Raw genomic sequence first — 21,937 nt, forward strand, 5'->3', positions numbered from 1 at the left:
GATTGCCTTGTTAGAGCAATTACTTACATTCCTTTGAAACGTGCTCGCACATATTGTCAGCGCCTCTACACGTTTCCACACAAAATTCGGCTCGAATTCGAACACCAGTAACCTCCAGAGGATTACCATTAATGGTTCGAGGTTGATACTTAATTCCTGTCGCATTTAATATTGCGACTTGTTCAAATTGAGCTTTGGCATCGCTCTCGACAAGTCTGTGATTTTTAGTATTACCAGAAGAGTCAATATCAAATTCAACAACAGCGTAGCCCTCAAAACCTGAATCGCACAAATACTTAGGATATAAGGTCTTTGGTGTATAAGTTCTAAAGTATTCATGATTTTCAAAATCGAAATTTTCAGGTGGTTCATGATACCGCTCTTTCGAAGCTACATAATATTGACTGGAGCAACCAGCAAAGAAATAGATTAAGACACTTAAAAATACTACCCGCATGAATTTACTCTAACGCTGCCATAAGAGGCAGCTACGTAGTTGATTTATTTTGTGCTATTTAAGCACAAAATGAAGCGACGCAGTAGCTGTCCTACTTGTTGGCCTTGTTAGATTTATTTTACTTTACTTGCCATGATAGCATTTGATACGTAATATTTTTTTCTGTTTTTGTTTCAACATACACTGGCGAGCTTTCAAAATTTGTTAATACTTCATATTCCTGTCCGAATTCTAGATCTTCTCCAAACGGCCCTACGATAGCATTAAGCTTCTTGTCTAAAGGTACAATGATCGCAGCCAGTGTTAAATGACAATCTGATCCGTGCTCCCAGTGTTTAAATGCATGATAAGCAGCCATACGCGGATGAATAGTAGTTGAAAGGGGGCGCGTCCAATCAAATCCTTGTGCTCCCGAAATCGCCCCTCGAAATAGGAGCTGTTTCGCAGGCAATAGCACGCCTTTTTCTTTAATCTCTCTGTTAAGACTATCATAATCATCACCATCAAATTCCCGATATTTACTTAAGTATCTTGAATAAATTGGATAGTCAGTTAATCCTGATCTAGCGTCCTGCCAAGATCGAAGGATTTCAGATTTAAGAATGGCCTCATCTATTGAATTATGACGATCGGATTTTCTTGATCTTTTATCTAATTCGTATTTTGTGAGATCATCAAACAGCGTAAAGACAGAATCTTTTTCATCTTTTAAAACACCGCCGTCAAATCTGAACAAATCTAATTGCATCACTGCTTCCGAATCTAACAGCTTATCTATGGACTCTCTCGTTTTTGCAAGCATGGCGGATGAATTTGGTAGCAATTGCATTTATCTATTCGGTTCCAGCTTACGCTGACCATGATGACATCTGCGCAGTGGCTCCTCATTATTCAGTCGGTTCCAATTAACCAAAGCTGTTATCAGGTCCCGCATCTGCACGGATTGTACCGTTTTCATCTAGCAAACCAGCAAAAATTGAAAGTATTGTCCTATTTAAATTGGTTGGTATTGTGTTTGCTTATTTGACATTACTGACCATAGCATCCGGGCCTGTTTAGCTGCCATGGCTACCGCAACTACGTTGTCTGGCTTGTTAAGCCGAAGCTTTTCCAGCCACTCCCCGTATTGACTCGTTCCTCTAGCGGACTTCAATAATATGGTCCGAGCCCCATGTATCAATAGGGTTCGTAGGTAGCGATCACCCTTCTTAGTAATCTTCCCCAATCTTGACTTCCCACCCGATGAATTTTGTCGAGGCGTTAAGCCCAGCCAGGCGGACAGATGACGCCCATTTTTAAACTGTTTCGGATCACCTACCGTTCCAATCACTGCGCTGGCAGTTAACGCACCAACCCCTTCCATTTTCATTAGCCTACTAGCCGTATCGTTGTTTTTGACCCAATCGCTAATATACCGGTCCAGTAATTCGATCTCGTCTTCAACTCGGCACAAGGTAACGAGCAAGTCATTAACTAACACTTTTACAAATTTAGGTATGTGGTCAAAATCAATCAGCTCCGCCAATTCTGATGTGAGTTTATGCCGCCCTTTACTTACCACCACGCCAAATTCAAGCATATGGCCGTGAATTTGGTTAATTAGCGCAGTTCTAGATTTTATATTAAAAGTTCTAATACGGTGGGCCATTAAAATCGCCTGTTGATCTTCGCTCTTTACAGAAACAAATTTCATACCTGGTCGGCCAATCGCTTCACAGATAGCTTCAGCATCATTTGCATCGTTCTTACCTTTCCGCCGATAAGGGATTACATATTTCGCTGAGATCAAACGTACTTCATGCCCCATCTCTGTAAGCTTACGGGCCCAATAATGGCTACCACCGCAGGATTCAATACCAATTTCACACTGAGTTAAATTAGAAAAGTACTCTAACAATTTCGATCGGGTAAAGTTCTTCTTAAGAACAATTTTTTCATGACGGTCAACACCATGAACAACCATTAGCCTTTTTCCAATATCAATACCGAATCTGATTATTTGCGCGCCCATATCACTCTCCAAATATTTAACCTTTGTTTAGGTTAGGGAGAGAGAGTCCATGTCATTATTCAACAGACGCCGACAATATATTTTCTTGAGCTGTTTTTCACTCATTATTTCTTAAGCGTTTGATTTAATTAATTTTATCAATATATCGAGTAAGCATTGAAAAAGTTCTTGAACCCATTATCTGAAAAACTGGCGCTATATATTTTCTAGAATGATTTTAAATATACATCGCAAATCCTTAATTTACATAGAATTTTCCTTACCAACCCAAGTTGCCTGCAGTACAAAACTAAGCCTTGGCTGCTGAAAAACGGGATTAATCGGCTGATTTTATTGGGAAATCATTCTGGCGCTCAGCTAAATCTGCTATCGCTTCGGCTTTGAACATGCCTTTGCAGGCTGGCAAGGTCTAGCTGTTAGACGCCGTTTTTCGATTTAAGCGCAGTTGCCAGAAATTCTGCATCGAGGCTCTATAACAGAGGATAAATTTCCGAGTATGTAAGCAAACAAAGGCGCTGACATATAAGTTTGCTCGCCTCTCTATGGTTAATGGCCTGTCTCATCACCTAGGCCCATAACAAGCGACCGTACCGTACTCTTTTCGCTTAACTCAGCCAGTAACGGCTAATTCGAATTTCTGTACAATAGGCCGAAATTGACCTTCAGAGACAAGCCAGTGCCAGACAATTACCTTACCGATGCCGATATCTCGTTTATTGATGACATGCTAGAAAAGTATGGAGAAGAAGACTCCATTGGTAATTTTTCCGAGCTGGACGGCTTTCTTACGGCCCTCGTTTCTGGGCCCGAGATGATTATGCCGAGCCAGTGGATGCCCTGGATTTGGGGCGACGAGCAAGACCAGCCGACGTGGGAAACAGACGCTGAAGCCACCCAGTTCTTCGAGCTCTTGTTGCGCGCCATGAATGATACCGCCACAAAACTTATGGAGGCGCCCAGCGACTTCCAGCCTATGTTCGAAAACCTATCGACCAAAACCCATGAGCAGTGGTTTATGGCCACTTGGTGCCTCGGTTATTTACGCGCGGTATTTATCGGCGATTGGCCTGAAATACCGGAGGAATTTAGCCATTGGCTAGCCCTGATCGAGCAACAGAGCTTTGAAGAACAAGCTGACAACCTCCTGGCAGAAGGCTTGGATGCGCAAATTGACATGGCGTCGGAATTGACTTTGGCCGCGCTGATGTTGCATCGGTTTTGGTTAGAGCAACGACTGCCCGCCCCGTCGCCGCAGATAAACCCGAGCCAACCGCTGCGTTCAGGGCCGAAGGTAGGTCGCAACGACCCCTGCCCCTGCGGTAGCGGCAAAAAATTTAAACAGTGTTGTTTACATTAATACTCGGAAAACGGCTGCGTTATGACTAGCCCTTATCTACTTGCCATTCAGTTTACCTTATCGGTAACGGCACCGATTTTTTTGATCGTATTTCTGGGTTTATTTTTAAAACGCACCGGGCGGATTAACGACGAATTTATTGGCATAGCATCAAAACTCGTCTTTAACTTGTGTCTGCCTTTGTTGATGTTTTTTGCCATTATTCAAAGCGACATAGACTGGCAAACGCAACATAGCTTAGCCCTATTTTCGGCAACCGCAGCAGCGTTGAGTTTCTTAGTTTTTTGGTGGTTGGCGCAAAGATTTATCGCCGTACCAGAAGATAGAGGGGTGGCTGTGCAAAGCGCCTTTCGCAGCAACTTAGGTATTATGGGCATCGCGCTTTGCGCCAAGGCCTTTGCCGAACCCGGTTTAGCCGTTGCCGCGCTGATTCTCGCCGTGGTAACGCCCATTTATAATGTGCTATCTATTTACGCACTTACCCGCAGCTTAGCCGCTAACACCCGTATGCACTGGGGTCAGTTATTGTTGGGGATATTAAAAAACCCCTTAATCGTGTCCATCGGTTTGGCCTTCGTTTTTGTGGCGCTCGATCTCACTTTGCCGTTATTTCTCGAAGATACCGGCCGCTACCTCAGCCGCATGACGCTACCGCTAGCACTGATTACCATAGGCGGCAGTTTATCGCTCTCGGCACTGCGTAACGCCAGCGCGCTATCCGCCTGGATAGTATTCGCCAAAATCGTTGTTGTACCGGTAGCCATCACCGGCTTTGCCTGGTTGTTGGGTTTCAGGGGTATTGAGTTGGGCTGCATTTTATTGATGTTTGCGAGCCCAACCGCAGCAGCGGCCTTTGTTATGACCCGCGCCATCGGCGGTAATCACCAACTCGCCTCAAACACCATCGCCATCAGCACCTTAGCCAGCGCCATCACCATCAGCACGTTTCTTTACGGCTTGAACCTCGCGGGTATTTTTTAATTGATCGAGCCTCATACCGAACACAGTCGCTACAGCTTGCTCACTGATCAGCATCGAAACGCCACCGATTAGATCCACGCCTTAGTACCTTAGGCTAAGCAATAAAGCCAACCGTGCCAATCAATCTCACAGCAAGCCGAGACAAGCGTGCAAACCGGCGGGCTCACATCGCCATTAGGTACCACCGTCTAGGTTACATTTATTTTTTTTGCCTTAGCCGCTAAGCCTTACGCCATCAGATTTCCACGTCATTTGGGTTTATGAAACAAAGCCACAGCAAAATGTAAGCGCTTTACTTCGGGAAAAAGCTGCAAGATTATGACAACGTTGTCGATTTTAAGGCGCGCTTAGAGGCTCGATAAACCCTAACTTTTCACGCCACCGGCAACACCCGGACAGGTTTGACCGCCCTAGGCTTCAACCAGCTTGTTAAGGGACGTCATCAATAATAATTTCTGACAGGAACCTAAACATGATTTTTTCCCAGACTCAGCGAGCCATACGCTCGCTATTACCCCTAGCCATAGGCTTAACCCTTGCCGTTGGCGCGCAGGCAGCCACTTTCCAAGCCGAAGATTACAATGTGTTTTTCGACACCACACCAGGCAACTCGGGCGGCGCCTATCGCGCTGACGATGTCGATATAGAAGTCACCACCGATACCGGCGGTGGGCACAATGTGGGTTGGATTGAGCAAGGGGAATGGCTAGTTTACCAAAACCTCAACATACCCAGCACAGGCAATTACAAAATTCGCTTGCGCGTCGCCAGCCCTTCTGGCGCTACCGCCTCCACCGATTTAAACGGCGGCAGCATTATTCTGGGCAACGTTAACATTCCCGCCACCGGCGGCTGGCAAACCTGGCAAACCGTCGAGATCACCAAGCAGATTAATGCAGGCACTTACAACTTGGGCGTTTTTGCGCAAACTGGCAACTGGAATCTCAACTGGATAGAAGTGGTTGCGGTTGGCGGTAACGCATCCGGTAATGTGGTGATCAACCAACACTGCAACCATACAGGTTGGTCCGTAGGTTTAGACGTAGGTTCTTACACGCTTAGCAATTTACAAGCGCGCGGTTTTGTTAACAATGACGCATCCTCACTGCTCATTCAGCCCGGCTATGAGGCTGTCCTTTTTCAAGACAACAACTTCACCGGCAGCTCATTGGTGGTGAAAGCGAGTGATGACTGCTTGGTAAACGAAGGCTTCAATGATCTAACCAGCTCCATGATTGTACGCAAAGCTGGCGCCAATAATAATTTGGCCTGGGCCGATGAATTCGACAGCATCAACACCAACCATTGGACTTTTGAAACCGGTGGCGGCGGCTGGGGCAATAATGAATTGCAGTACTACACCAACGGTCAAAATGCGTCCATACAATACGATGCGGCGGCGGGCAGTAATGTGCTGGTACTCGAGGCACGCAAAGGTAACCCTGCGAACTATAACTGCTGGTACGGTAGCTGTACTTACACCTCCACACGTATGATTACCCGCGATAAAAAGTCCTTTCAGTACGGCCGCATTGAGGCCCGTCTAAAGCTGCCGCAAACGCAAGGCATCTGGCCTGCATTTTGGGCACTGGGCAACGCCTTTGGCAGCCAAGGTTGGCCACAAGGTGGCGAGATCGACATCATGGAGCACGTCGGTTACGAGCCAACCTTAACCCACGGCGCGCTACACGGCCCAGGTTATTCAGGCAATACGCCCATCACCGGCACCCACAATGTGGGTGAGGTTGTCAGCGCTAACTATCACGTTTACGCGGTAGAATGGAGTGCGTCGGAAATTCGCTGGTTCGTAGACGGCCACAATTTCTACACCGCTAGCCGCGCGCAGGTGGAGCAATATGGTCAATGGGTATACGACCAACCCTTCTGGTTATTGTTGAACGTCGCCGTTGGCGGCAACTGGCCGGGCAGCCCGGATGGCAGTTCCACCTTCCCGCAAAAAATGATGGTGGATTACATTCGGGTTTATCAGTAACGCCGTAGCAGGTACTTAGAAAAAAGGCCATTTTCACAAATGGCCTTTTTCGCTTCCGAACTAAATAAAAACTTCATCAAGCAACTAACATTTTAGCTCAAGCTTAAGCACGCTTGTCGTAATAAGCTTTTACTTTAGGTTCGTTAGCAATGTGTTGCTCGTGAGCCACTAAGGTAGGCGCGAGCTTTTTCACTAAATCCGTAGGAATGTGATCGAGCTGACCGGAGCTCAGCCAGCGCGTGGTAACAAACACTTTGAAATCGGCAATGGAGAGTCGGTTGTCGGCAAAATATTTTTCGCCCTGCTTGATCAAGCGCGCCTCTAACCACTGAATATACGTCGTTAACGGCCCAGCCACCAAAGCCTCGCGCGCGGTTTTTAGTGCATCGCCAGAGAGACCAAAGGTCGCCACCAATTTATGGGTCATATCTTCTATGACATCCATCACTTCATCGCACAACAGCGCCTGATAATCATCCTTTGGGTACAGGCCCGCTTGCTTGCCAAAGTATCGGCACAAGGCCGTAGATTGGGTGAGCGTTTGGCCATCAATGTCAACGGTTGGCACTTGGCCAAAGGGCGTATTTTTTCGGACTTCCGCAAACTCGGGAAAGGTGAACCGATGGTCTTCAAAGGGTAAACCCGCGCAATGTAACGCTAAGCGAATAGGCTCACCACGGCCGCCATCTACGTCAAAATAAGTCACTTTAATCTTTGGCATATCCTTCTCCACTTCAATAGGGCTAACAGGGTTAAATATTTAGTGTACCTAGCAACCGTTGGAACCGATCTACATCAGCTTGGCAAACAATGTCGTCGCCGATCTCTGCCCACACAATAGAGCGTGTAAGACCTCTAGGCAATGCTCGCAATCATTGTCTCGACGCTGTACTAGCCTAAACACTAGCGCCAACAGGTTTAGCTCAGGTCATCGGCCTGAAGATGCGGCTCAGGAGCACTCCATTCAGCCAAACATCCTATCGCCAAACTAGACGATTCAGCCCAGAATCGGCTCCCCATTAACCTCAATTCCGGCCATATTGGTTGCGATTAAACCCATACAACTATAAGGGTTATTCGGCGGCCAGCCTCAGCCCACAGCACAGATTTAGCTGCTAAAGTTAAAGGTCAGTCCTAGCTTTAGAGCAGTGAATTAGATGAGACAACCTTGGGGTAACATCGCGCAGGCCGCTACCATAAGCCTTATCTGCCTTGTTACTTGCCTGACCACTCGGGCTTGGGGCAGCACTGCCTCCCCGCTTCGCATCTACCTAGATGCCGACCGCACCCACAACCAAGCCTCGGCACTGGCCATAGAGCGCGGCTTACAGATCGCTCTTGATGAAGTCGACAATCAAATACAGGGTCACCCCATCGAGCTAATACCGCTGGATCACAGGGGCAACACACGGCGTAGCAAGTTACATATGGACAAGGCGTTAGCTGATCCGAACACTCTCTTAATCATGGCCGGCTTACACTCGCCACCACTGATCAAATACCGAGACTTTATTAACCAAAATGAATTACTGACGCTGGTCCCCTGGGCGGCAGGTGGGCCAATTACCCGCTACCCAGCAGCTGAAAATTGGATATTTAGGCTCTCCGTGGACGACACCAAGGCTGGTAACAAACTCGCCAACTTTGCCACCAAAACCAAAGGCTGCAAAAAGCCGCATTTATTGCTTGAGCAAACGCCGTGGGGGGAAAGCAACCAAGCCAACCTGATTCAGGCGGTACGCCAAGAACGCAATGCAGACCCTCTAACGAGTTGGTTTAACTGGGAAGTCAGCACCGAAAGCGCTCGCATTATGCTGCGGAGCATTCGCGACTTGAGTGCAGATTGTATTATTTACGTGGGCAATAGCCGCGATATCCGCACTATCATTGAAGCGAACAAAACCCTAGCTGAACCACTAAATCTACCAATTATCAGCCACTGGGGCATTACAGGCGGCAACTTTGAAGTTATGGTGTCCGCGGAGGATCGCGACAATCTGGATTTAAGCTTTCTCCAGACCTGTTTTTCTTTTATATCATCAAAACCTACTCCTCTCTCAACCGAGGTGGTAGCAAAAACCATTGAACGTTACGCAGACATTACCTCAGCCAGTGATATCAAAGCGCCCACCGGTTTCATCCACGCCTATGATTTAGGTCGATTGCTGATACAGGCCCTAAATCAATTTGAACTCTCTGACGACACGAGAACAACCAGAGCAAAACTTCGCAACCAACTGGAAAATATTACAACGCCTGTCAAGGGCTTAATTAAAACCTACCAACAACCGTTTCGCCAATACAGCGCGAGCGATACCGATGCCCATGAAGCACTTGGCAAAGACGATCTATGCATGGGTCGATTCACTGACAACAACGATATTGAGCTACTACCTTAGAGGAAAGACTTAAAGCATGGAGGACCCGGCAGAGAATAAAACCAAAAAAGGAAACAGCGTCACCCTTACCTTTATTGTCGTTATGATGCTGTCTTTCTTTGCATCACTCTTTGTAGCAAGCCTGTTCGTTAGCCCAAGTGTCGACAACGCCATAGAAACGCTCCAGCAAACCAATAGCCACGCCGAGGCAAACCTATCCACCAAGCTACTCGAGCAATATATACAGGACAGGGTGAAAGTCTTACGCGACATTGCAAAATATCCCGTCCTAAAAAATGCCGTTATGGAAACAGGCTTTAGCCAAGCAGATCTCAACGATTTTCTCAGTGACATAAATATACTAAGCAATCGCGAAGATTTAGCGGTGTTAAATATTTCTGCAAGCCCACTCTACGACAGACACAAAAAGCCAAAAACCTACAACGCTGAAGACGCTTGGTTTAACCGGTTAATTGAAGGCGCCAGCGATCAAGAAATTAACCTGATCAATGAGGGTACAATCACCTACATCCAAATTGCCGTTCCTATTAACCTAGGTGGCTACCCTGAGGGGGTCCTGGTAAGTGAGATAAAACTTGATCTCGATCGGCTTTTCGCCAAGCTTATATCAAACTCAAACAGAGCCATTGTTTTAACCAAAGATGGCGTAAAGATCAGCACATCAAAGACACTAAACGACACTGATGCCGTCACTATTACAAAACATCTCCCTTTTTCTAGAATAGCGTTAAACTACCAACTAAGTGCTCCGCAACTAAAACAAGAGAAATTTAGCGCAATACTGAAAATCATGCTTAGCGTACTATTGAGCATAATTACCGCCTTTAGCATTCTTTACATTACCGGCAAAAAAACACTACTAAACCCCTACAGAAAACTTCAATCCTCACAAACAGAGCTTAAATACGCCAAGGAGCTCGCGGAAAAAAGCGCCGAACAGGCGAAGCAATCAGCCGCCGAACTCGCGCAAGAAAAAGAAGCACTAAAATTAAGTGAAGCGAGATTTAAACTCGCGACGGAAGGGAGCAACGACGGCATCTGGGATTGGAATATTGTAACCAAAAAAATCTACTTTTCGCCCAGACTAAGAGAGCTTTTGGGCTACGCTGGCGACGACACTAAAAATTTACCTAACGACTGGCCAGCTTGGCAGGAAAAATTTCACCCTGACGATTCCGAGCCAAGCTACCTTGCGCTACTTAATCACATAAAGTATTCAACGCCCTATGATATAGAATTTCGATTGCAACATAAAAGTGGTAACTATCGATTTTTTCGATCTAGAGGCAACGCCCTAAGAAATGAGCAAGGCGATGCCATACGAATGGCTGGCTCGGTAACAGACATTACCTCACGAATTCTTCAGCAACAAGACTTGGAGAAAGCTCGCATAGAAGCAGAAAATGCCAACCAAGCTAAGAGTGAATTCCTGGCAAGCATGAGCCATGAAATAAGAACACCCATGAACGGTGTTATTGGTATGTTATCAATCCTCGACAACAGCAATCTCAATCAGGAACAGCGCCGACAACTGAACATCGCCAAATCGAGCGCCGGATATTTGCTAAACATTATCAACGATATATTAGATTTCTCAAAAATTGACGCACGAAAATTATCCATCGAAAAAATAGATTTTAGCCCCATTAAAATGTTTAGTGATTTTTCAGATGGTATGGCTTTGCGTGTTGCGGAGAAAGATTTGGAATTGGTGCTCGACCTACGCGAGCTTCCCACCAATTTTGTCACAGGAGATCCATCCAGAATAAGACAGGTTTTAACCAACTTAGTAGGCAACGCAATAAAGTTCACTGAGCAAGGTGAAATCACACTAAAAGCCAGCATAACGAACATGGATAAAACGCAATGCCGGCTACAGTGTTGGGTCAAAGATACTGGCATCGGTATTTCAAAAAGCCAACAAGACAAGCTTTTTAAACCATTCACTCAAGCCGATAGCTCTACCACACGCAAGTACGGTGGCACAGGTTTAGGTTTAACCATTTGTAAGCACTTATGTGAACTCATGGGTGGCTCAATAAAGGTAGAAAGCACGCAGGGGGTTGGATCTGAATTCTATTGCGATTTTGTATTACACAAATCTAAACGCAAGCAAATACCAATGCCCAATATTTCGCCCTACGATGCCAGAGTGTTGGTTATTGATGACAATACAACAAATTGTGACGTGTTAACCGATCAGCTAAATAGGTGGGGCGCCCATGCATCAGCGGCTTATAACGCAGAACAAGCGATGCAACTATTACACCAAGCTGTAGACAGCAAGCATCCCTTTAATCTTGTTTTTCTGGATCTACAAATGCCAGAAGTGGATGGCGTACAGCTGGCCAAAGAAATTCGCCAATCTGAAGAATTTAAGGACCTTAAACTAGTACTTATGATTTCCCAGCCGCAACCTGGTGATGCGCGAAAGTACGCTGAGCTTGGGATACAGGCCTATTTTCCGAAACCCGTCACTATCAGTGACTTACTCAGCGCAATCTCCATACTGATCGACGACGGCGAAGCAATTAAGGCCGCGCAGCCATTGCTAACGCAACATTTTGTCAACGAGTTCACGCCTTCCAATGCGCACGTCGAATCACTGCACGGGCTGAAACTACTGGTGGTAGAGGATAACGAAGTGAACCGAGAGGTTGTGCGGATGATGTTGGCGGATTTTGGTATTCAGCCAGCCTTTGCAGAAGACGGCAAGGCGGCACTTAATTGCCTGCTTGAACAATCGACAGGGGAGCAATTTGAATTAGTATTAATGGATTGCCAGATGCCGGTTATGGACGGATTTGCTGCCACCCGGGCAATTCGTCAAGGCCTAGCGGGCGATCATAATCGCACAATTCCGATCATCGCCATGACCGCCAATGCCATGGCTGGCGATCGCGAACAATGCTTAGATTCAGGTATGGATGACTATCTGAGCAAACCCATCGATAGCCTACTACTAACCCGCACTTTGGTGCGTTGGGCAGATGGCAAAGGAAGCAAGACAAGGATTGAAGCAAGGATTAATAAAGAACCCACTACGGATGAACCCACTTGGGATATCAACACCGCATTAAAACGGGTCAAAGGCCGCCGTGATCGCTTGGCCACACTCCTTGGTATGTTTCAAAAAAGTACCCCAGAAATGTTGCATAAGTTAAAAGAGTCGGCAGAGTGTAATGACAGGAAAAATATTGAAGCCCATGCCCATGCTTTGAAAGGCACATCGGGCAACCTTGCTTTTATGCGACTATATCAAGCCTGTATCACACTAGAAGTCATGCCCGCAGAAACGTCGCTAGACGCGCTGATCGCCCAAGTAGATAACATCGAAGCAGCATACAAAGATACGCAAATACTGATCATGGACTTTTTAACAAACAACAAAGAGAGCTAACCTAGCCAATCAATATTGCTCGACGACACAAGCGTGGAAGAACTCCTGTAGCGTCTTCCACGCCGTACATTAACCCAGCCTATTGCGCCTTAAGAACAGCATCGATATCCGCAGCATTATGACGATCAGCCAATTGACGCGATTCATCGCCCCACACTTTATTCACTAATTTTGCACGTTGCACCGCTGGCCTAGCTTTAATCGTGTCGGCCCAACGGCGTACATGCTTATACTCGTGCACTGATAAAAACTCAGCGGCCTCATATAAGCCACCTTGCACCAACACACCGTACCAAGGGTAGATTGCCATATCGGCAATGGTGTAATCAGTGCCGGCCATAAACTCACGTTCCGCCAATTGCTTATCCAACACATCTAACTGACGCTTTACCTCCATGGAAAAACGATTGATGGGGTATTCATATTTTTCCGGTGCATAGGCATAAAAATGCCCGAAGCCACCGCCTAAATAAGGTGCTGCACCCATTTGCCAAAATAGCCAATTGAGCACTTCCGCTTTTGCACTTGGTTCTGTCGGTAAAAACGCATTAAATTTCTCAGCCAAGTACATCAAAATTGACCCTGATTCAAACAGTCGGGTTGGCGTTTCAGTGCTGTGGTCCATCATGGCCGGAATTTTTGAATTCGGATTTGCCGCAACGAAGCCGGAGGTAAATTGATCGCCATCGCCGATATGCACCAACCAGGCATCGTACTCAGCTTGTTTAACACCCATAGCCAGCAACTCTTCAAGCATGATGGTGACTTTCACGCCATTGGGGGTTGCCATAGAGTAGAGTTGCAAGGAATGTTTACCAACGGGTAAGGGCTTGTCCCGCGTGGCACCCGAAATTGGGCGATTAATATTGGCAAACCTGCCGCCGCTCTCTTGATCCCAGGTCCAGACCTTGGGTGGTGTATAGGTTGTAGACTGGCTCACGCTTTTCCTCTCTCCAGTTGTATTGACTTAATTGATGAACACTTAGAGCCGTTTCACGACACTTTGTTACTTGAGCCGAAAAAGTTTATGCCGTAGCGTATCACAACCAGCCTATCACCCGTGATCAGATCCACTAGCTGCCTTTCTACGTACTTAAAGAACCTACTGCTGCGGAGTTCAATCAGGCCAACATGCATATTCTTATAACCGGCGCCACAGGTTTTATCGGCGCACAATATATACGGCATTATCGCCACCACCAGTTCACGGTGCTCAGTCGCGACCCGGTAAAGGCCAAGCAACGCCTTTGTTCAGACTCTGAAGGCGCAACCAACCTGCGTGTTATTAATCACTTAGCTGACTTACCCACGCTGGATGGCATTGATGCGGTGATCAATTTAGCCGGCGAAGCAATCGCGGATAAACGCTGGACGACAAAACAGAAAGCGGAAATCTGCGCAAGCCGCTGGCAGCTTACCCAGCAACTGGTGGATTTAATCAAAAACAGCAAGGTGCCGCCCAAGGTATTTTTAAGCGGTTCGGCCATTGGCTATTATGGCGACGCGGGCGCCGAGCAGCAGAGCGAAAACACGATGCCAGCAACGATAACCACGCGAGCCGCCAAACCGAAATCTAGCGACTTCGCCCAAACCCTGTGTCAGCGCTGGGAAACGATCGCCCTAGGCGCGCAAGATCATTGCCGCGTCGTGCTGTTACGCACGGGTATTGTGCTGGATGCAGAAGCCGGCGCCTTAGCGAAAATGTTAACGCCCTTCAAACTTGGCTTGGGCGGCAGAATAGCCTCCGGCAATCAAGTGATGTCTTGGATACACGAGCGCGACGCGGTCAACGCCATCGAGTTTCTTCTGCACATACCAACGGCAAGCGGACCTTTTAATTTAACCGCACCCGAACCCGTCACCAACAAGGTGTTTACTCAAAGCCTCGCTCACACGTTAGGTAGGAACGCCTTCATACCCGTTCCGGGCACACTGTTAAAGCTACTCATGGGTGAATCGGCAGCGCTGCTATTAGGCAGCCAAAACATCTACCCAGAAAAGCTTCTAAACAATGGCTTCACGTTTGAATTTTCTTCATTAACGCAGGCGCTGGATGCACTCATTAAAAGCAAACAAGCTCACTAGATCGTTTAGCCTGTATTGATGAGCAGAGCCTATAATCTGTTGATACTTTAATCCGATGGCACTTGCATCGTTATATGCCTGCGTCGAGTTACGCTAGAAGCCTTAGCCAGCCAGTTGCCTTCTTTCAACGGATATTGACCCTTTGGCTAATGATTTAATCTGCACCCAATGATGCTTGGTCAGGAGTTTACTGAATGTTCAAGATGTTTAAGTTAGACCCCGCTCGAAAACTCGCCCAACAGTATCAAGCACTGTTGCAACAAGCTATGGAAGCCCAACGCTCAGGCGATATAAAACGCTATTCCGAGCTAACTGAAGCAGCGGAGAAGATAGGCGTAGAGCTGGAAAATTTGGAAAGGAAATAGCCGCGTTGTGGGTGGCAATGTCAGTTCACTCTCTACCTATAGCAAGCGTCACGTGTATAGGTAGAGATTGAACCTAGCCGAAAGCTGGAAGGCCGCCCCTTAAAGAGCTTAGGAAGACTTTTTATTACCTGTATAAAATTTTTGGATACTGGAAAAATCTTTTTTACCTTGATCTTCACCCGCCGAGTGCTTGTGTAAGTTGAACAAGTTTCGCGCGGCAGCGCCCATGGGTATAGACGAGCGGCTACTCAAGGATGCCTCCATCGCTAAGCCCAAATCTTTTAACATCAGATCAACCATAAAGCCGCCCTGATAATCTTTCGATGCAGGCACGCCTTCCATCACACCGGGCACGGGGTTGTACTTTTGTAAGCTCCAATTGCAGCCAGAACTTTTCAACATAATATTCGACAGCACAGCCGGATCTAAACCGTTATCCATGCCGAGCTGCAAAGCTTCTGCGGTACCCGTCATGTGAATGGCGAGCAGCATGTTGTTACAAATTTTTGCCACCTGCCCAGCACCTACATCCCCAGCGCGGAAAATATTGCTGCCCATCGGTTGCAAAACGATTTTGGCCGCCTCGAAACTCGATTCAACGCCGCCAACCATAAATGCTAGGGTGCCAGCAGCGGCAGCGGCTACGCCACCAGACACAGGTGCGTCCACGAAGCGAATGCCGGCTTTTTCGGCGGCGGCGCCAACTCGGCGGGCACTGTCTGGCGCAATGGTAGAGCAATCTAAAATTAACGCAGTTTTAGGCATAACATTGAGCAGCCCATCAGTGCCATCGCTACCGATGTAAACACCTTCCACAATTGCGCCGTTAGGCAACATACTCACCACATAATCGGCACCCACCACCGCATCAGCGGCACTCGCGGCAATGCTGCAACCCTCTTCTTTGGCATGGGCTTGGGCCGCAGGCGAAAGATCGAAAGCGCGCACCTCAAAGCCGCCTTTAACAAGGTTGGCAGCCATGCCGCCGCCCATATTACCTAAACCAATGAAAGCTACTTTCTGTGTCATTGCCCTGCCCTTTAAACTGTCGTTAAAAATTATCGATAGCGAATGTTATTTATAAATCGCGCAGCGGATTTTGCGGCCAAGGTGCTTGAAAATATGGCGCGACAATGGCATCAGTGACATCGCTGAGTTGTTTGTATTGCCAGTTCGGCGCCTGGTCTTTATCCACCAACAACGCTCTAACACCTTCAGCAAATTCACTGTGCCGAACAATATTGGTCGCCAGTAATATTTCTTTTTCAAACACCGCTTTCAACGACAAGCCCTGACACAGCTGTAACTGCTTGAAAATCCATTTAACGGCCAAGGGCGAGCCACTGGCCAAACCCGTTTGAGCACGCTGCAGCCATTTGTCGTCGGTTTCCAGTGCGGCGAATCGCTGTGCGATCACTTCCACATCATCACCCTGGCACAGCTGATCAATCACCCCTTGATGGGTTTCCAGATTGCCCAGCGGTATGTCTGCCGTCGATTGACGCTGCAAACCTTCGAGCAGCGCCGTCAGTTCATCACCGACCTTGTTCGACGCCCAATTGAGTGCTTGCAATTGCTCAAGCAACGCCGGTTTATGACTATGGCTAATCGCAAAATCAGCCAATCCGGCATAGAGGCTATCGGCACCATTGATAGACGCCGCGCTCAAGGCTAAAAAGCGCCCGCACTGGCCCGGCATTCTGTTTAAGAAATAGCTGCCGCCGACATCGGGAAATAACGCTATCGTAACTTCGGGCATCGCAATGCGGGTTCTTTCCGTGGCGATGCGGTGGGTGCAACCGGCAAACACACCTAAGCCGCCGCCCATCACAATACCATGGCCCCACACGATGGTTGGTTTACCGTAATTATGCAGCAAATAATCTAAGCGATATTCACGGGCAAAAAAGGTTTCGGCATAGTCACAGGGGCCGCCGGGGTTTTGCACCGATGACTGACGCAATGCCTGCACGTCGCCGCCGGCGCAAAAGGCTTTCTCGCCAGCACCTTGAATAAACACGGCAACAATGTTGGCATCGGTTTGCCAGTGCAGCAGTGTTTCAAGCATCAGCTCAACCATATCGAGGGTGAGCGAATTCAAGGTTTTTTCGCTGTTTAACGTGATAACGCCAAACCTATGGCCATCCTGAGTTGGGATTTGTTCAAACAGTACGGGGCTGGTCATTAGCTGTTTTTCCATTGCGGTTTGCGCTTTTCAACAAAGGCGCTGACACCTTCTTTTTGATCTTGGGTATCCCACAGTTTGACAAACAACTCGCGCTCTTTGGCAAACACAGAATTAATATCGCCGCTGCGCGCCTGCATGATTAATTCCTTACAATAGCGCACCGAGGTTGGCGATTGGCCTTCAACTTTTGCCGCCAACTCTAACGCCCGTGTAAGCACAGTGCCGGTGCCAACCACTTCCGAAACCAAGCCAATTTTTTCTGCTTGCGGTGCCTTAATGCGCTCGCCCAATAAGATCATGCGCTTAGCCCAGCCCTCGCCGATAAGCCACGACAATTGCTGTGAACCCAAGCCACAGGGCAATAAGCCAACCGACGCTTCCGGCAATGCCATTTGCGCCTGCTCTTCACAAATGCGTACATCGCAAGATAGTGCCACTTCCAAACCGCCGCCCATGGCAAAACCGGTGATAGCCGAAATAGACACGCCTTGATAATCAGCCAGCGCTTCGAAGGCGCTACCAAATGCCGCCGAAAATTCGAACGACAAGCCTTTGTCATCGTGGTTGAAGCGATTCAAATCGGCGCCGGCACTAAAGAATTTTTCGCTGTCGCTGGTGATGATCAGCGAATAGTTTTCCTTGTCGGCATTCAACTCGCCCACAATAGTCTTTAAATAATTCAGGCTCTCCGGTGTCCAGGTGTTAGCCGGCGGATTATTGAGCGTAATGATGGCGACATGGCCGCGCTTTTCTAATTTCAATAAATCACTCATGTGAGATCCTTGTCATATCTGGTAGCGTTGAGTGGAAGCACCGACTAACGAATAACCTTAGTGGCACCCTCTTCTAAAATTCGACGCGCGGTAATCACACGCATCACCTCATTGGTGCCCTCTAAAATCTGGTGCACACGAGCGTCGCGCATATAGCGCTCTATGGGATATTCCTTAATATAGCCATATCCGCCGTGCAACTGTAGCGCGTCGTTGCACACGTTAAAACCCACATCGGTGGCAAAGCGCTTAGCCATGGCGCAATAAGTGGTTTTATCGGGGTCATCACTATCAATCTTATTCGCCGCTAGGCGAATCATTTGCCGAGCGGCAACCAGTTCAGTCACCATATCGGCCAACTTAAATTGCAACGCCTGGAACGCGGCAAGTGGCTTGCCAAATTGTTTGCGCTCTTGCATATACGCCTGCGCTAAATTAATACAGGCCTGAGCCGCGCCCATGGAGCAGCTGGCAATATTAATACGGCCGCCATCTAAACCCTTCATGGCAATCTTAAAACCTTCACCCTCAGCGCCAAGCAAACACGCCGCCGGTACTTTTACATTTTCAAAACTGATGGCGCGCGTCGGTTGCGAATTCCAACCCATTTTATCTTCATTTTTACCGTAGCTAATACCGGCCAAATCGGCCGGAATGGCGAAGGCAGAAATACCCTTGGCGCCATCCTCCTGTGAACCCGTGCGCGCCATGACTACCAGCACATCGGTTTCGCCGGCGCCACTGATAAACATTTTACTGCCATTGAGTAGGTAAACTTCGCCATCTTTCTTCGCCGTGGTGCGCAATGAACCGGCGTCGCTGCCAGCGCCAGGTTCGGTTAAACAATAGGACGCAAGTTTTTCACCGGTAGCCAAATCGCTACTCCACTGCGCCTGCACCGATGGCTGGCCCCAAGTGGCAATCATCCAACTGGCCATGTTGTGAATGGAAATGAATGCCGCCGTTGACGTGCAACCCACGGCCAACTCTTCCAAAATAATGGCGGTGTCTAAACGCGATAAATCCATACCGCCAACGCGCTCTGGGCAGTACATGGCCATGAAGCCTAATTCACCGGCTTTTTTAAACATGGCTTTAGGGAAGATTTTTTTCTCATCCCACTCGGCGGCGAAGGGTGCCATTTCGCCAGCGGCAAAACTACGTGCCGCATCTTGAAAGGCCAATTGATCTTCATTGAGTGAAAAATCCATTGCTGTATTCCTAAAGTGAACGTCTAATTTTTATGTCTAGTATTTATATCTAGGTTGCCCTGCTAGGCATGCGGCCTCTGCTCACAGGACTTACTGCACTGGCCTAGATGTAAAGCGCCGATTCTTGCCGGCGCCCTACAGTGCAAGCTCAGAGGCGTGGTTTAGAATTTATCCATCACCGCACCAAACAACTGCTCGTCACTTGGCACAACTTTGGTTTTCGCCAGCGGCATAGAAATCCAGGTGACATTAATCAAGTCTTGCCAAGTAATGTTGTTATTGGTGCCGTTACCGCCCCAAGAACCACAGCCGAGAGAGAAAGTTTGGCGCATGCCATTCCACAAGTTACCGCTGTTAGAAGGTGCCTGTGGCTGGTTAACCATCACCCGCGAGGTTTTGGTTTCCATGCCAAACTTCATGATATTTTCTTGCGTGTGGGAGTAGATACCACAGGAGTGGCCCTGACCTTGGTAAGCCTGTATCTCGTTAGTCAGCTTGATCGCTTCATCGATGTTCGCCACTTTATAGAAGGCCATGGTGACCGACATTTTTTCGCCGCTGAACGGGTAGTCAGCACCGGCACCGGTTTCCGGCACGATGAAAAAGCTCTTGCCCTCGGGTAACGCAAACCCAGCCATACCGGCAATGTTCGACGCCGGCTGAGCCACAATGCGCGCATTGATGTGATCGTCTTCCCAAATCACGGCCTGCAACTTTTGCTTTTCCTCTTCATTGACTAAATAACCGCCCTGGGCCTGCAACTTTTCTAACAGCTCGTCATACACAGACGCCAGTGCAATCACAGAATTATCAGAAGAACAGGAGGCCGCTAAATCCAAGGTTTTCGAAATGCGAATTTTTTCTGCCGCATCGGCGATATCGGCGGATTCATCAACCGTAATAACCGCGTTACCGGCACCCACACCCAAAGCAGGCTTGCCCGAAGAGTAAGCTGCTTTCACCATGGCAGGGCCACCGGTGGCCAGCACGCGATCGCACTGGGCCATCAGCGCTTCGGTTAATTCCAAAGACGGCACATCAATGGCAATCACTAAATCTTCTGGCGCGCCAAATTTTTTCAGCGCGTCGCGCATAATGTCGCAAATCATTTTATTGGTTTGCTTCGAGCGCGGGTGCGGCGCCAGAATAATCGAGTTGCGCCCCTTCACTGCCGAGATAGCCTTAATCACCGGCGTCGCCTCTGGGTTGGTGCAGGGAATCAACGCGCCCACCACGCCCATCGGCTTGGCAATTTTAATAATATTGCGCACTTTATCTTCTTCAATAATACCAACGGATTTATCATCGATAATATCCATCAAGGTGGCGCGGGTTTTACGGGCAATTTTCAGGAACTTACCTTCATAGTTACCCAGTTGCGTTTCATCAACGGTGAACTGGGCAATCTTCTCTGCAACACCTGGGCGACATACCGACCAGACCATGGCGGTGATCAATTCATTCACCTGCTCTTGGCTGTAATGCTCAATTTGTGCTTGGGCAATTCTAGAGCGTTCAATTAAGCGGCTGATGTCTGCTGCGGCTGCCTGCTGTGCGGGAGTCTTGTCACTCATGCTTGCGTCCTACCAAAGGGGTTCAATGAACTTTATTGCGATAGATAATCCATCGCGAGAAAGCGGATGCACCTATAGGAACACAGTAAAAAACAGGGGTAAATTGACAATATTATCGTAGTAATGGACTATATTGCGGTTGATTCACAGGCCGCTAGCGCCATCGCACGGCCGCACCGCACACCCACGCAGGCGAGTAAGATGATAAGCATGCCTTCCCGCTGGCCCTTACCACCCGACGGCATTCGCTTTATCACGCCGCGGGTGCTGATCCGGCGACTGCAAACCCAACCACTGTCGCAAAGCCTGTACGTTACCGCCATGGGTTACTACCCGCGGGCCAGCGGTCACGCCATGAAACGGCGCGGCCACCCTGACCATATCTTAATCTACTGCACCGCTGGCAGCGGCAGCCTCACCTTGGCCAACGAGACGCTGGCCATCAACAGCGGCGACATACTGTACCTGCCCCGCGGTTCTCATCACCAATATCAGGCCAGCGCAGACACACCCTGGACCATTTACTGGCTGCATTTTGATGGCCTATTAGCCGATGATTTCTGCGCCCACATCGGCAGCCCCGAGCGCCCTATTAACATTGGCGTACAACCCAGGGTTATTCGCGTGTTTGATGGCATAGCAGAGCTGCGCCACAGCAGCCACAACCTAGCGGAATTCATCCAAGGCGGGCATCAAGTGCAAGCGCTACTGAGTTATGTGGCGCTACTCGTGCAACAGCGTCAACCCTATGCCGGCAATAATTTTGATACGGAAAATATTCGCGCCCTGATGCAAGAACATATTCACGGCAAGCTCGATCTCGACACCTTGGCGCACGAAGCCAAACTCTCGAAATTTCATTTTTCCAAAAAATTTAAAAAGGCCACCGGCGAATCGCCAATTAATTACTTCATTAGTATGAAGATGCAGCGCGCCTGTTATCTACTCGACAGCACGCCGCGTTCCATCAAACATATTGCCTCTGAGCTGGGCTACCCCGATACCTATTATTTTTCACGCCTGTTTAAAAAGAACATTGGCATGGCGCCGGAGACCTACCGCAAGGCAAAACTGTAAACGGGTGGATTTACATTCGAAGCGCAAAATGGCGCGCGGCAATTAGTCGATAGTAGAGCTGTGCTA

At 48.2% G+C, this 21,937-nt stretch carries 18 protein-coding genes; 8 read left to right on the forward strand and 10 right to left on the reverse strand.

Going from position 1 to position 21,937, the window contains the following annotated elements; genetic code table 11:
* Positions 1-19: 19 nt before the first annotated feature.
* From ACGHTT_RS15045 to ACGHTT_RS15055, 3 genes are all read right to left on the reverse strand, one after another.
* Positions 20-457 (reverse strand): TonB family protein, encoded by a 438-nt coding sequence (locus ACGHTT_RS15045; protein WP_390591686.1) that lies wholly within the window; start codon positions 455-457, stop codon positions 20-22.
* A gap of 118 nt (positions 458-575) precedes the next feature.
* Positions 576-1,286 carry a hypothetical protein gene (locus ACGHTT_RS15050; protein ID WP_390591687.1) on the reverse strand — a complete coding sequence of 237 codons (711 nt, stop codon included), beginning with the start codon at positions 1,284-1,286 and terminating at the stop codon, positions 576-578.
* A gap of 165 nt (positions 1,287-1,451) precedes the next feature.
* Complete coding sequence (locus tag ACGHTT_RS15055) at positions 1,452-2,468, reverse strand: IS110 family transposase (protein ID WP_390591688.1); 1,017 nt, start codon at positions 2,466-2,468, stop codon at positions 1,452-1,454.
* Between the two features lie 676 nt (positions 2,469-3,144).
* Between ACGHTT_RS15055 and ACGHTT_RS15060 the strand changes: the two genes are divergently transcribed.
* From ACGHTT_RS15060 to ACGHTT_RS15070, 3 genes are all read left to right on the forward strand, one after another.
* Positions 3,145-3,825, forward strand: coding sequence for a UPF0149 family protein (locus tag ACGHTT_RS15060; protein WP_390591690.1), 681 nt, complete (start codon positions 3,145-3,147; stop codon positions 3,823-3,825).
* Between the two features lie 21 nt (positions 3,826-3,846).
* Complete coding sequence (locus ACGHTT_RS15065) at positions 3,847-4,806, forward strand: AEC family transporter (protein ID WP_390591692.1); 960 nt, start codon at positions 3,847-3,849, stop codon at positions 4,804-4,806.
* Between the two features lie 472 nt (positions 4,807-5,278).
* Positions 5,279-6,799, forward strand: a complete 1,521-nt coding sequence (locus ACGHTT_RS15070; RefSeq protein ID WP_390591694.1) for a family 16 glycosylhydrolase — start codon at positions 5,279-5,281, stop codon at positions 6,797-6,799.
* A gap of 103 nt (positions 6,800-6,902) precedes the next feature.
* Here ACGHTT_RS15070 and ACGHTT_RS15075 read toward each other — a convergent pair whose 3' ends face one another.
* Positions 6,903-7,520 carry a glutathione S-transferase family protein gene (locus ACGHTT_RS15075; protein ID WP_390591696.1) on the reverse strand — a complete coding sequence of 206 codons (618 nt, stop codon included), beginning with the start codon at positions 7,518-7,520 and terminating at the stop codon, positions 6,903-6,905.
* Positions 7,521-7,956: 436 nt separating this feature from the next.
* On the opposite strand from ACGHTT_RS15075, the gene ACGHTT_RS15080 reads away from it, so the two are divergent.
* Both ACGHTT_RS15080 and ACGHTT_RS15085 read left to right on the forward strand, forming a co-directional pair.
* Positions 7,957-9,198: an ABC transporter substrate-binding protein gene (locus ACGHTT_RS15080; RefSeq protein WP_390591699.1), complete on the forward strand. Its 1,242-nt coding sequence runs from the start codon at positions 7,957-7,959 to the stop codon at positions 9,196-9,198.
* A gap of 16 nt (positions 9,199-9,214) precedes the next feature.
* Entirely contained in the window at positions 9,215-12,598 is a 3,384-nt protein-coding gene (locus ACGHTT_RS15085) for a response regulator (protein WP_390591700.1), read from the forward strand.
* Between the two features lie 79 nt (positions 12,599-12,677).
* Here ACGHTT_RS15085 and yghU read toward each other — a convergent pair whose 3' ends face one another.
* Positions 12,678-13,538 carry a glutathione-dependent disulfide-bond oxidoreductase gene (gene yghU, locus ACGHTT_RS15090; RefSeq protein ID WP_390591701.1) on the reverse strand — a complete coding sequence of 287 codons (861 nt, stop codon included), beginning with the start codon at positions 13,536-13,538 and terminating at the stop codon, positions 12,678-12,680.
* 191 nt (positions 13,539-13,729) lie between these two features.
* Between yghU and ACGHTT_RS15095 the strand changes: the two genes are divergently transcribed.
* Positions 13,730-14,683, forward strand: a complete 954-nt coding sequence (locus tag ACGHTT_RS15095; RefSeq protein WP_390591703.1) for a TIGR01777 family oxidoreductase — start codon at positions 13,730-13,732, stop codon at positions 14,681-14,683.
* A gap of 194 nt (positions 14,684-14,877) precedes the next feature.
* The gene (locus tag ACGHTT_RS15100) at positions 14,878-15,048 is read left to right on the forward strand and encodes a DUF6435 family protein (RefSeq protein WP_390591705.1); all 171 of its coding nucleotides are present in this window, start codon (positions 14,878-14,880) and stop codon (positions 15,046-15,048) included.
* A gap of 108 nt (positions 15,049-15,156) precedes the next feature.
* On the opposite strand, the gene mmsB is transcribed toward ACGHTT_RS15100, so the two are convergent.
* The 5 genes from mmsB to ACGHTT_RS15125 all read right to left on the reverse strand — a co-directional run bounded on the left by mmsB (position 15,157) and on the right by ACGHTT_RS15125 (position 20,794).
* On the reverse strand, positions 15,157-16,077 hold the full coding sequence (gene mmsB / locus ACGHTT_RS15105) for a 3-hydroxyisobutyrate dehydrogenase (protein WP_390591706.1): 921 nt from the start codon (positions 16,075-16,077) through the stop codon (positions 15,157-15,159).
* A gap of 49 nt (positions 16,078-16,126) precedes the next feature.
* Positions 16,127-17,233, reverse strand: a complete 1,107-nt coding sequence (locus ACGHTT_RS15110) for an enoyl-CoA hydratase/isomerase family protein (protein ID WP_390591707.1) — start codon at positions 17,231-17,233, stop codon at positions 16,127-16,129.
* Positions 17,233-18,009 carry an enoyl-CoA hydratase gene (locus ACGHTT_RS15115; RefSeq protein WP_390591709.1) on the reverse strand — a complete coding sequence of 259 codons (777 nt, stop codon included), beginning with the start codon at positions 18,007-18,009 and terminating at the stop codon, positions 17,233-17,235. Before ACGHTT_RS15115 ends, ACGHTT_RS15110 begins: the two co-directional genes overlap by 1 nt.
* Positions 18,010-18,053: 44 nt before the next feature.
* On the reverse strand, positions 18,054-19,220 hold the full coding sequence (locus ACGHTT_RS15120; RefSeq protein WP_390591711.1) for an acyl-CoA dehydrogenase family protein: 1,167 nt from the start codon (positions 19,218-19,220) through the stop codon (positions 18,054-18,056).
* Positions 19,221-19,381: 161 nt separating this feature from the next.
* A complete protein-coding gene (locus tag ACGHTT_RS15125) occupies positions 19,382-20,794 on the reverse strand; it encodes an aldehyde dehydrogenase family protein (protein WP_390591712.1) in 1,413 nt (470 codons plus the stop codon).
* Between the two features lie 201 nt (positions 20,795-20,995).
* Here ACGHTT_RS15125 and ACGHTT_RS15130 point away from each other — a divergent pair, with 201 nt between their 5' ends.
* Positions 20,996-21,871, forward strand: a complete 876-nt coding sequence (locus tag ACGHTT_RS15130) for an AraC family transcriptional regulator (protein WP_390591713.1) — start codon at positions 20,996-20,998, stop codon at positions 21,869-21,871.
* Positions 21,872-21,937 lie beyond the last annotated feature (66 nt).

Source organism: Simiduia litorea (assembly GCF_042853465.1).
GTDB classification, from domain to species: Bacteria; Pseudomonadota; Gammaproteobacteria; order Pseudomonadales; family Cellvibrionaceae; genus Simiduia; species Simiduia litorea.